Origin of the sequence: Streptomyces shaanxiensis, from assembly GCF_039537145.1 — a bacterium.
GTDB lineage: Bacteria > Actinomycetota > Actinomycetes > Streptomycetales > Streptomycetaceae > Streptomyces > Streptomyces shaanxiensis.
Genome location: NZ_BAAAZY010000019.1, coordinates 216629 through 228204 on the forward strand (window position 1 = coordinate 216629; position 11576 = coordinate 228204).

The 11576-nt window shown below is 72.1% G+C and carries 7 protein-coding genes; 3 read left to right on the plus strand and 4 right to left on the minus strand.

Annotated features, from left to right (window positions below; translation table 11 throughout):
• Positions 1-2: 2 nt before the first annotated feature.
• The 3 genes from coaD to ABD932_RS31515 all read right to left on the minus strand — a co-directional run bounded on the left by coaD (position 3) and on the right by ABD932_RS31515 (position 4287).
• The gene (gene coaD, locus ABD932_RS31505) at positions 3-482 is read right to left on the minus strand and encodes a pantetheine-phosphate adenylyltransferase (RefSeq protein ID WP_228472682.1); all 480 of its coding nucleotides are present in this window, start codon (positions 480-482) and stop codon (positions 3-5) included.
• Positions 483-508: 26 nt separating this feature from the next.
• Entirely contained in the window at positions 509-1096 is a 588-nt protein-coding gene (gene rsmD / locus ABD932_RS31510; protein WP_345017874.1) for a 16S rRNA (guanine(966)-N(2))-methyltransferase RsmD, read from the minus strand.
• Positions 1097-1203: 107 nt separating this feature from the next.
• Entirely contained in the window at positions 1204-4287 is a 3084-nt protein-coding gene (locus ABD932_RS31515) for a helicase-related protein (protein ID WP_345017876.1), read from the minus strand.
• Positions 4288-4477: 190 nt separating this feature from the next.
• Here ABD932_RS31515 and ABD932_RS31520 point away from each other — a divergent pair, with 190 nt between their 5' ends.
• Both ABD932_RS31520 and ABD932_RS31525 read left to right on the plus strand, forming a co-directional pair.
• Positions 4478-6316 carry an HSP90 family protein gene (locus ABD932_RS31520; RefSeq protein WP_345017878.1) on the plus strand — a complete coding sequence of 613 codons (1839 nt, stop codon included), beginning with the start codon at positions 4478-4480 and terminating at the stop codon, positions 6314-6316.
• A 5-nt stretch (positions 6317-6321) separates the two neighbouring features.
• The gene (locus ABD932_RS31525) at positions 6322-9300 is read left to right on the plus strand and encodes a tetratricopeptide repeat protein (protein WP_345018091.1); all 2979 of its coding nucleotides are present in this window, start codon (positions 6322-6324) and stop codon (positions 9298-9300) included.
• 19 nt (positions 9301-9319) lie between these two features.
• Here the strand turns inward: ABD932_RS31525 and ABD932_RS31530 are convergent, their stop codons facing one another.
• Entirely contained in the window at positions 9320-11062 is a 1743-nt protein-coding gene (locus ABD932_RS31530; RefSeq protein WP_345017880.1) for a DAK2 domain-containing protein, read from the minus strand.
• A gap of 256 nt (positions 11063-11318) precedes the next feature.
• Between ABD932_RS31530 and rpmB the strand changes: the two genes are divergently transcribed.
• Positions 11319-11504: a 50S ribosomal protein L28 gene (gene rpmB / locus ABD932_RS31535; RefSeq protein WP_003993230.1), complete on the plus strand. Its 186-nt coding sequence runs from the start codon at positions 11319-11321 to the stop codon at positions 11502-11504.
• The last annotated feature ends 72 nt before the right edge of the window (positions 11505-11576 follow it).

The following is an 11576-nucleotide window of genomic DNA, read 5'->3' on the forward strand; positions in this document are numbered from 1 at the left end:
CATCAGTCCTTGCGCAGGCGCTTGTTCAGGGCCTCGAGGACGACCGGCGGCACGAGGTGGGAGACGTCGCCGCCCCAGGTCGCCACTTCCTTGACCAAGGACGAGGACAGGAAGCTGTAGGTGGGGTTGGTCGGCACGAAGAGCGTCTCCACGCCCGACAGACCGTTGTTCATCTGGGCCATCTGCAGCTCGTAGTCGAAGTCGCTGACCGCGCGCAGGCCCTTGACGATGGCCGGGATGTCGCGCTGCTTGCAGAAGTCCACGAGGAGGCCGTGGAAGGCCTCGACCCGGACGTTCCCGTACTCGGCGGTGACCTCGCGGATCAGGTCGAGCCGCTCGTCCACCTCGAACAGGCCCTTCTTGGCCTTGTTGATCATGACGGCGACATAGACCTCGTCGTACAGCCTGGAGGCGCGGGAAATGATGTCGAGATGTCCGTTGGTGATCGGGTCGAACGACCCGGGACAGACGGCGCGGCGCACTTGTGATCCCTCGCTCTCCGGTCCGGTCATCGTGCGTCTTCGCACGTAGAGGCGGCGCGACCGTACCAAAACGTTCCCTCGCCGTAACGACGGGCCCGGAGCGCTTCGAAGCCGTCCGGCCACCCGAATTCACCGCCTCTGGTGCTGCGCTCCACGGTGACGAGCGCGTCCGGCGCGAGCCAGCCCCCTGAGCGGAGTGTGAGGAGAATCTCGCGAAGATCGTCGTCCGTGACGGCGTACGGGGGGTCGAGGAAGACGATGTCGTACGGGTCTGTCGGCGCCGGTGTCTGGATGATCTGTTCGGCTTTGCCCGACCTCACCTCGGCGCCGGGGAGGCCGAGATTCTTCACGTTCTCGCGGACGACGCGGGCGGCCCTTGCGTCGGCCTCGACGAGGAGGGTGTGGCTCGCGCCGCGGGAGAGTGCCTCCAGGCCTACTGCGCCTGAGCCTGCGTACAGGTCGAGGACGCGTTCGCCTTCCAGGGGGCCGCCGAGGAGGGACTGCCAGGTGGAGAAGAGACCTTCGCGTGCGCGGTCGGAGGTGGGCCGGGTGCCGGTGCCTGGCGGGACGGCGAGGCGACGTCCGCCGGCTGCTCCGGCGATCACGCGGGTCATCTGTGGTCCTTGGTCGTGGGCGGCTTTGAGTATCAGTGTGGCTGGTCGCGCCCGCGTGGCGGTAGCCGCATATGGATTACAGCCCCGCGCCCCTGGGTTGGCATCCCTCACCCCTTTTCCAGGTATTGCTCCCTCTCCTCGTCCAAGAGTGCGTCCAGGGCCGTGCGCAAGCCGGGAAGAGCCGTCAGCTCCGGGTCTGCCGCCACCACGCTCGCCGCCTCCTCCCTCGCCTCCGCGATGATCTCCTCGTCCTCGATGACCGCCAGCATCCGCAGGCTGGTGCGGGCGCCCGACTGGGCCTGGCCCAGGACGTCGCCCTCACGGCGCTGTTCCAGGTCGATGCGGGAGAGCTCGAAGCCGTCGAGGGTGGAGGCGACCGCGTTGAGGCGCTGGCGGGCCGCGCTGGCCTCCGGCATCTCGGTGACGAGGAGGCAGAGGCCCGCCGCCGAGCCACGGCCGACGCGGCCGCGCAGCTGGTGGAGCTGGGAGACGCCGAAGCGGTCGGCGTCCATGATCACCATCGCGGTGGCGTTCGGGACGTTCACGCCGACCTCGATGACCGTCGTGGCGACCAGGACGTCGGTCTCGCCGGCGGCGAAGCGTCGCATGACGGCGTCCTTGTCGTCGGGGTGCATACGGCCGTGCAGGACCTCGACCCTGAGGCCGCTCAGGGGCCCTTTGGAGAGCTGGTCGGCCACGTCGAGGACGGCTAGCGGCGGGCGCTTCTCGGCCTCGTCCTCGGGGGACTTCTTCGCCTTCTTCGGGTCGTCCTCCTCGTCGCCGATGCGGGGGCAGACGACGTACGCCTGATGGCCGTTGCCGACCTCCTCCCGCACGCGCTCCCAGGTGCGGGCCAGGAAGTGGGGCTTGTCGGCGGCCGGGACGACATGGCTGGCGATCGGTGAGCGGCCGGCGGGCAATTGGTCGAGGACGGAGGTCTCCAGATCGCCGAAGACGGTCATGGCGACGGTGCGCGGGATGGGTGTTGCCGTCATGACGAGCAGGTGGGGCGGCTGCTTGCCCTTGCCGCGCAGGGCGTCGCGCTGTTCGACGCCGAACCGGTGCTGCTCGTCCACCACGACCAGCCCGAGGTCGTGGAACTGCACCTTGTCCTCGATCAACGCGTGCGTGCCGATCACGATCCCGGCCTCCCCCGTGACCAGGTCGAGCAGGGCCTGGCGACGGGCGGCCGCGCCCATGGAGCCGGTCAGCAACACCACCTTCGTGGCCTGCTCGGCCCCGCCCAGCATCCCGCCCTCGGCCAGCTCGCCCATCATCTCGACGACGGAGCGGTGGTGCTGCTGGGCCAGCACTTCGGTGGGCGCGAGCATCGCGGCCTGGCCGCCGGCGTCGACGACGGCGAGCATGGCGCGCAGCGCCACCATCGTGTTGTGGGTGACCGTGAAGTTGTCGGTGATGTAGGCATGGCTCGGGTGGGCGACGCTGATGCACTGGACGGGCTTTCGCCCCACGTACTCGACCGCCCGGATTCCTCGCCGGAAGGTGTCGTTCTCGGGGCGGGGGCGTACGCGTTCTGCCTTTCGGTTGAGCCTGAAGGGGGCGTATTCGTCAGGCAGCGCCACCGAGACGGTGAAGGCGGCCTCCTTCGGCTGAACACGCGCCCGGCCGCCGAGCGAGCGCACCAGCCAGGCGACGTCGTCCGCGAGCCCGCGCGAGGCTGAGCGGAGCGAAATGCTCCAGCCGTCCGCGTCGATGGTGCCCTCGGTGTCCAGAAGCCCCTGCAGCAGGGCATGACGGTTCTTGATCGAGGTGTTCTTGAACTCGTCGGGAACGAACGCCACGGTTGGCGCCACAGCGTCACGGATGTCGTCGTCGATGGTGGACGGACGCAGGTCGTGTCGGGTTGAGCCGTCTGTGAGGAGCAGGCCGAACAGATACGGATCGAGAGGCAGTCCCGAGTCGCTGCCGAGATCGACCGGCGTGGCTGCCGGGAGGTACCACTTCGAGGACCCGTCGGCCTGGAACGTGTCCAGGCGGATCTCGCGAGTGGTCATGACCTCGGGAGCCTGTCCACGCTGCCATCCGCGACTCGTGCCGACGATCCACAGATGCTCGTCGTCGCACTCGACCGAGCTGCCGTCCGACAGGACCAGCCGCCAGACATCACGCTCTCCTTGCGGAAAGACACCGTCGACCAGGGCGATCTCGCCGTCCGGTACGACGACTTCGTCCCGCACCTTCAAGTCCCCCATACGGCGGAAACCGGCGGGTGTGAGCACGAGCGAGTCAAGCGGCTGGGCCTTGCCCGATCCGACCTCCCCCTGCAGCAGCCGGTGCATCGGATGCTCGGTGGCCAGGTCGTCGAAGATCTCCTTGGAGACCTTCTGCTGGCCCTCGGTGAGGGTGAAGGGGAGGCGGTCGTCGAAGGAGCTCAGGAGGCCGTCGGGGCTTGGCTTGCGGGCGACCGCCGGGAGTTGGGCGTCGGCGTGGCGGCGACGGGCCAGGGCCACCTGGAGGACGAAGGCCTCGTCCCACTTGAGGCGGGAGCGGGCGTCCTCGATGTCGGCCTTGGTGTGCGGGCGGTGGATCTTGAGGAGGGCCTCGGGGAGGGGGACCAGGCCACGGCCCTCGCGCAGGGAGTCCGGGAGGGGGTCGATCGTCTCCTGGGCGCTGGGCAGGACCGTCTGGATCGCCTTGCCGATCTTCCAGGACTCCAGCTTGGCGGTGGCGGGGTAGATGGGGATCAGGGCGCCGGCCCAGGTCTCCACGGATTCCGCAGCCTGGTCGTCGGCACCCCGCAGCAACTCGTATGCCGGATGGGCCAGTTGCAGACGGCGGTTGAAGACGGAGACCTTGCCGGAGAACATCGCGCGGGTGCCCGGCAGGAGCTCCTTGTGGGGCTTGTGAACGCCGTTGCCGAAGAAGACCAGTTGGAGCCGGCCACTGCCGTCGGTGATCGTGACTTCGAGGCGCTGGCCCTTGCCGCGCGGGGCCTTGGTGGAGGCGAACGTGTGCAGGCGGGCGTCGGCGACCTGGGCGACCACCGTGACGTGTTCGTCCATGGGGAGGTCGGCGAGGTGGGTGAGCTGGCCTCGCTCCTCGTATCTGCGCGGGTAGTGGTGCAGCAGGTCACCGACGGTGTGCAGGCCGAGATGCTCGGCCATCACCTTCGCGGTGGGAGGGCCGAGCACTTTCTTCAGTGGTTCTTCCAGTGCGGGCACGAGATCCATTCCACACCACGCCACTGACAATGCCGTAGAGGTCGCGTCGGCCGTGCAGGTAAACGTCCCGGAAACCCCTGGTCAGCCGGTTCGTTCCGGCCCTAGGATGGCGCGCTCCGGCCATCCTTTCGCGGTCACCGCCTCACCGGGACCGCCCGACCCCGCGCCGTCGCCAAATCCCCCCACCGGCGCTGCGACGATGGACTCCCAGACCTCACAGTCATCCCAGGCACCTCAGCCGTCCCAGCCACCTCATACGTTCCAGGTCGACCTGCGTGGTCTGGTGGACCTGCTCTCCCACCACCTCTACTCCAGTCCGAAGGTCTACCTGCGCGAGCTGCTGCAGAACGCGGTCGACGCCATCACCGCCAGACGCGCCGAGGAGCCGGGCGCGCCGGCCAAGGTGCGGCTGTACGCCGACGCGGGCGCCCTGCGGGTCGAGGACTCCGGGGTCGGGCTGACCGAGGCGGACGTGCACAACCTCCTCGCGACGATCGGCCGCAGCTCCAAGCGTGCCGAGGGGCTGCAGGAGGCCCGGTCCGACTTCCTGGGGCAGTTCGGCATCGGTCTGCTGGCCTGTTTCGTGGTCGCCGAGCGGATCCGGGTGGTCAGCCGCAGCGCCCGTACGCCGGACGCGCCCCCCGTGGAGTGGACGGCCACGGACGACGGTTCGTACACCGTGCGGACGCTGCCGGACGACGCCCGCACCGAACCGGGCACCACCGTGCACCTGGTGGCGCGGGCCGGTGCCGCCGAGTGGCTGGCCGAGGGCCGCGTCCTGGCGCTGGCGCGGGACTTCGGCTCGCTGCTGCCGTACGACGTCCGGGTCGGCGACGAGGCGGTCACCGACCTGCCGGCGCCCTGGGACCGGCCGTACCCCTCCCCCGCCAACCGCCGGGTGGCCCTGGCCCGGCACTGTCACGACCTGTTCGGCTTCACCCCGCTGGACTCCATCACGCTGGACGTGCCGCTCGCGGGGATCCGGGGCGTGGCGTACGTCCTTCCCTCGGCGGTCAGCCCCGCCCAGCGGGCCGGCCACCGCGTCCACCTCAAGGGCATGCTGCTGACCGAGCGGGCCGAACAGCTGCTGCCGGACTGGGCGTTCTTCGTGCGGTGCGTGCTCGACACGGACAGCCTGCGGCCGACGGCGTCGCGGGAGGCGCTGTACGAGGACGAGACGCTGGCGGCCGTACGGGAGGCGCTGGGCGAAAGGATTCGGTCCTGGCTGACCGGGCTGGCGGCCGGTGATCCGGAACGGCTGGCGGCCTTCCTGTCCGTGCACCACCTGGGCGTGAAGTCGCTCGCGCGGCACGACAAGGAGATGCTGCGCACGATGCTGCCGTGGCTGCCCTTCGAGACGACCGACGGGCGGCTGTCCCTGGAGGAGTTCGCCCAGCGCCACCCGGTGGTGCACTTCACGCGGACCGTCGAGGAGTACCGCCAGGTCGCGCCGATCGCGTCCGCGCAGGGCGTCGGGGTGATCAACGGCGGCTACACGTACGACAGCGAGCTGGTCGAGGCGCTGCCGTCGGTGCGGCCGGGGACGGTCGTCGCCGAGCTGGACGCGGACACCGTGACCGCCCACCTGGACGCGGTCGACCCGGCCGAGGAACTGGCCCTGTCGGGCTTCCTCGCGGCCGCGCGGGCCAAGCTCGACCCCCTGGGCTGTGACGTCGTCCTGCGCGCCTTCCATCCCCTGTCCGTGCCCGCGCTGCACCTCGACGACCGGGCGGCCCGGCACGAGCAGGCACGCGCGGAGGCGGAGGAGCAGGCCGACGACCTGTGGGCGGGCATCCTGGGCTCGCTGCGCGGCAGCGCGCCACGCGCGCGTCTGGTGTTGAACAACCTCAACCCGCTGATCCGGCGGATCAGTTCACTGGGCGATCCGGAGCTGATCGGCACGGCGACCGAGTCCCTCTACGGGCAGGCGCTCCTGATGGCACAGCGCCCGCTCAGGCCCGCTGACTCGGCGCTGCTGAACCGGGCCTTCATCGGTCTGCTGGAGTGGGCCACGAACGGCGAGGAGGGTCGCTCATGAGCGGAATGGACGGGGTCTCGGACTTCGACTCGCTGCGCCGGGCGATGGCGGAGAACTCCGAGGAGCCGGAGGGGCCGGCCCGCAACGCGCGCGCGGAGCAGTTGCTCGCCGAGGCCGAGAAGCTGAACATCCCGCTCGCCGTGATCGAGGCGCTCGGACACCAGCTGAAGGTCTACAACTACAGCTCCGAGAAGGACAAGATGTTCGTCCCCTTCGCGCGTCTGCTGCGCATGTGGGACGAGCGGCCCGAGGACTTCGACGTGTACGAGACGCACTCGCTGCACTGGGTCTTCAAGTGGATGTCGTCCGGCATGCTCGACCAGCCGCACATCCCGCTCGCCTCCGTCGAGAAGTGGCTCGGCGAGATGGAGCACCGCTACCGGCTCGCCGGGCACTCCGAACGGGCCGTGCGCAGCGCCGAGTTCAGCGTGGCCGCGCATGTCGGTGACGTCCCGCGCGCGGAGCGTGCGTACGGCGCCTGGCTGGCCGCCGACCGGGACAGCATGGCCGACTGCCACGCGTGCGAACTGCACGGGCAGGGGTGGTGGCAGGCGGAGCGGGGCCGGGACGCCGAGGCGCTCCGGCTGTGGGATCCGGTCCTGGAGGGCGAGTTCACCTGCGCCCACGAGCCGCACACCGTCCTCGCGTCCTCCCTGGCGCCGCTGCTGCGCCTGGGCCGCGTGGACGAGGCCCGCGCCAACCATCTGCGGGGTTTCCGGCTCGTACGGACCATGGAGAGCATGCGCGGGGCGTACGCGGACCACGTGGAGTTCTGTGCGCTGACCGGCAACGAGGCGCGTGGCCTGGAGCTGCTCGCGCAGCGGCCGGCGTACTTCACGGACGACGGGCATCCGCGCAGCAAGCTGGAGTTCATGACCGTGGTGGCCCTGCTCATGGACCGCCTGACCGAGCTCGGGCTGGGCGACCGGCAGGTCTCCGGTCCGGCGGACCGTGCCTGGACCGCCCGCGAACTCGCCGCCCACGCGCGCGAGGAGGCCCTCGGGCTGGCCGCCCGCTTCGACGAGCGCAACGGCACGGCGCACATCAGCGAGCGGGCACGCGCGCGTATGGACCAGCGACCGCTGGTGGAGCGGCTGCCGTTGGGGGTGCGTACGGCGGCCCGGCCGACGGCGGTGCCCCCTCCCGCGACGGCCGTCGCCGAGGTGCCGCAGGACGCCGAGCCCGATCTCCCCGCGCTGATCGCCGAGGCGCGGCGGCTGTCGGACACCCTCCAGCCGAACGCCATCGAGGCCTGGGCGGCCGTCTCCCGGGCCGCCGGGGACGCAGAGCTCGCCGCCGTCGACCGCGCGGAGATCACCGACCACCGGGCGATGGACCTGGGCCCCGAGGGCATCGACCTCTTCGAGGAGGCCGCCGAGCTGTACGCGGAGGCGGGCGACCCCGGGGAGGCACTGGCGGCACGCGCGCGCGGAGCGTACGTACGCGCTCTCACGGGCGAGGTGGCGGAGGCCCGCACGGTGATCGCCGCCCTGTACGACCAGGTGCTCGCGCTGTACGCCGAGGACGGCACGGGCGTACGGCAGACGGCGGCGGTCCTGATGAGCCGGGCGCGGATTCTGATGCGGCGGGTGCACGAGGCGGCGGCCACCGTGCCGGAGGACTCCGTGCCGCAGGCCTTCGCGGCCGACGCCGAGACGGCCGCCCGTGAGGTGCTCGCGCTCGTCGACGGGCAGGCCGGGGACGACGTACGGCTCGCCTCGCGCGCCGCGGAGGCGCAGGCGATGCTCGCGGAGCTGGCGGCGCTCACCGGGGACGTGGAGGGGGCCGCGGAGCTGTTCGCGCGGGCCTCGGCGGCGTTCGTCGGGGCGGGGCTGCCGTGGTTCGCGGTGGAGTACGAGGCGCGGCTGGCCGGGCTCGCGCACCACCTCGGCGACACGGCGGAGGCCGAGCGGGCGCTGCGGGCGGCCCTGGAGCACGGCGGGCCGCATCTGGAGGCCCCGGGGCGGGCCCAGCTGCACCTCCAGCTGGCCGAGGTGCTCGGCGGCCGGGGACTGTCCGAGGAGGCCGCCGAGCACGCCCTGGAGGCCGCGCACTGGGCCGACGAGGCGGGCGAGAGCCGCACGCTGGGCGCCTGGGCACGGCAGCAGCTCGGCGGGTTCCTGCTGCGGCAGGGTCGGTTCGCCGAGGCCGCCGAGGTGCTGGAGTCCGCGCTGCCCGACCTGAGCGCCGAGACGCACGGCGACGGGGCGGTCGTCCAGACGCAGTGGTGGCTCGGCGACTGCCTGAGCGAGCTCGGCGAACACCACGCCGCGGCCGAACGCCGGTTGCAGGCCGCCGAGATCGCCCGGCACTGGCCCGAGCAGCACGACCACGCCACGCTCGCCCACCTCGCCGCCGAATCGCTCGGCCACGCGGGGCTGCTCGCCGACGCGGACCAGGCCTACGCGCGCGCGGGCGTGCTGTGGCGCTCCCTCGGCAATGTCCACGGTCTCGTCCGCGCACTGCGGGCACGCGCGTGGCTGGCGTTGCGCGTGGAGGAGGCGGAGGCGCAGGACAGGAACGACGCGGCGGCCGCTTTGATGGCGAGCGCGGTCGAGGAGTGCGCGGCGGCGCTGGACGCCGTGGACGACGAGGAGGCGCGGCAGCGGCTCACCGCCGAACTCGGCCACACCCACCGCCAGTTCGGCGACCTCCTCGCCCGGTCCGCCGCGGAGGACGCCGAGGACGAGTCGATCCAGGCCTCGCTGGAGGAGGCTCTGTCCCGGATGACACGGGCGGTCGCGGTCTTCGCCTCCCTCGGCGACGACGCCCTGCACAGCCGCACGGGGGCCGAACTCGCCGCGGGCTGGCTGGAGGCCGACCTGAGCCGCCCGGAACGGGCGGCGGCACGCGCGCGTGCGGTGCTGGCGGCGTACGACCGTGCCGACGAGGGGGACGGGGCGGCACGGGAGCGGAGGGCGGAGGCTCAGCAGATGCTCCAGGTGGTGCAGGAGCAGGCCGACGCGGAGCAGGACAAGGCGTGACGCGCGGCCGGGGCTCGGCTCACTCCACGCCGATGAGCAGCAACGCCCCTTGCCGCCCGCCCCGGTACACCACCGTGTCGACGGCGAGATACGACTCACGCACGCGTGCCTCGAGGTAATCGGCGATCGCCTCCGGCGCCTCGTCGCCGAGGACGAGCGTGACGAGTTCGCCGCCGGCCGCGAGCATGCGGTCGAGCACGGTCTCGGCGGTGGCCGTGACGTCCGAGCCGATCACGGCCACGTCGCCGTCGATGAGGCCGAGGACGTCACCGGCCTGGCAGATGCCGGCCATGGTCCACGACTGGCGTTCGGCGACGGCGACCTCGGCGTAGCGGGTCGCGCCGGCCGCCGAGGTCATCGACACGACGTCCTCGTCGAAGCGGCGCTCCGCCTCGTGCACGGCCAGCGCCGCGATGCCCTGGACCGCCGAGCGGGTCGGGATCAACGCGACGCGGATGCCCTCCGCGCGGGCCTGCTCGGCCGCCGCCGCGGCGGTGTGGCGCAGCTCGGCGTCATTGGGCAGCAGCACGACCTCGCGCGCGTGGGCACGTCGTACGGCCTCCACGAGCTCCCCGCTCGCGGGCGGCTCCCCGGGGCGCGCGAGGACGGTCGTCGCTCCGGCTTCGCGGTACAGCCCGTCCAGGCCCTCACCGGGCACGACGGCGACCACGGCACGCTGGGCCCGCTCCCGGGGCGGCCGCCCGCCCCCGGTGGTGTGCACGTCACCGGCCCCGAAGTGGGTGATCCGGATCCGGTACGGCCGCCCGGCCTCGACGCCGGCCTCCACGGCGGCCCCGGCGTCGTCGACGTGCACATGGACGTTCCACAGCCCGTCGCCCCCGACCACGACGAGCGAGTCCCCGAGGGCGTCCAGCCGCTCCCGCAGCCGCGCCACGGCCGCGTCGTCGGCCTCCAGCAGGTAGATCACCTCGAAGGCGGGCCCGCCCTGCCCATGGCCGTCCTGCTCATGGCCGCCCTGCCCATGGCTCACGGCCCCGTCGGCGCAGTCACCCGGCTCACCGGGCGCCTGCGGCCCACTGAGGACATGGGCCGCGCCGACGCTTCCCGCCACCACCGCCCCCGCGGCAACCCCCCGAGGCGCCTCCCCCGTGAACGTCTCCACCAGCGCCGCCAGCACGGCCACCAGCCCCCGCCCGCCCGCGTCGACGACCCCGGCCCGCTCCAGCACGGCCAGCTGGCCCGGAGTCGCGGCGAGCGCCGCCCGCGCCCCCTCGTATGCGGCCCGTGCGACCGTCCCGCAGTCCCCCTCGGCCCCGGTGGCCGCGTCGGCCGCCGCGGCGGCGACCGTGAGGACCGTGCCCTCGACGGGGTGGGCCACGGCCTGACGGGCGGAGTCGGCGGCCTGCCGCAGCGCCAGGCGCAGCCCCGATCCGTCGGTGTGAGCGGACGCACCGTCGGCGGCGAGCACCTGCGCCATGCCGCGCAGCAGCTGCGCGAGGATCGTCCCGGAGTTCCCCCGGGCGCCTATCAGTGCGCCGTGGGCCATCGCGCGCACGGCGTCGGCCAGCGAGGGGGCGCCCGCGCGCGCGGCATCCAGCTCGTACCCGGCGAACACCGCCTCGACCGCGCCCACGGCCGACTCCACGGTCAGGTACAGGTTCGTCCCGGTGTCCCCGTCGGCCACCGGATAGACGTTGATCGCGTCGATCTCCTCACGCGCGCGCCCGAGCGACTCCAACGCGAGGCCGCACCAGGTGCGCACCGCGAGAGCATCGAAGAATGTCTGCGGCACCTGCGCCACCTGCGCCTCCTTGAGCTGCTGGACGTGGCACGCAGCGTAGACCCAGGGCCGGGGTGCACCGGAAGAGGGCCGGGAGCGGCCCCCTGAGCAGCCATGGTAGTTTCGTACTGCTGGCGCAGTCGTTGTATGCTGCTCCGGTTGCCCGATGCAGATCGGGCCGTTCCCCTGGCAACGCCACTCAGATCTCTGATCCTAGATCTCGATCCCGGCAAGCCGGGATTATCCGTAAGTGCATCTGAAGTCTTTGGAGTGACCCGTGGCTGCCAACTGCGACGTCTGCGGCAAGGGGCCGGGCTTCGGCAACAACATCTCGCACTCGCACCGCCGTACGTCCCGTCGCTGGAACCCGAACATCCAGCGCGTCCGTACCGTGGTCGGCGGGACGCCGAAGCGCGTGAACGCTTGCACGTCTTGCATCAAGGCCGGCAAGGTCTCGCGCTGACGCTCAGCTGAGCGCGCGGCCACTGCCGGTTCGCTGCAAAAAGCCGGTCCACCTCGGGTGGACCGGCTTTTT

Bases quoted from the DNA above. Each gene is read 5' to 3' on its own strand.
- rsmD (WP_345017874.1), bottom strand. From the start codon at position 1,096: ATGACCCGCGTGATCGCCGGAGCAGCCGGCGGACGTCGCCTCGCCGTC.
- ABD932_RS31525 (WP_345018091.1), top strand. From the start codon at position 6,322: ATGGACGGGGTCTCGGACTTCGACTCGCTGCGCCGGGCGATGGCGGAG.
- ABD932_RS31515 (WP_345017876.1), bottom strand. From the start codon at position 4,287: ATGGATCTCGTGCCCGCACTGGAAGAACCACTGAAGAAAGTGCTCGGC.
- ABD932_RS31520 (WP_345017878.1), top strand. From the start codon at position 4,478: ATGGACTCCCAGACCTCACAGTCATCCCAGGCACCTCAGCCGTCCCAG.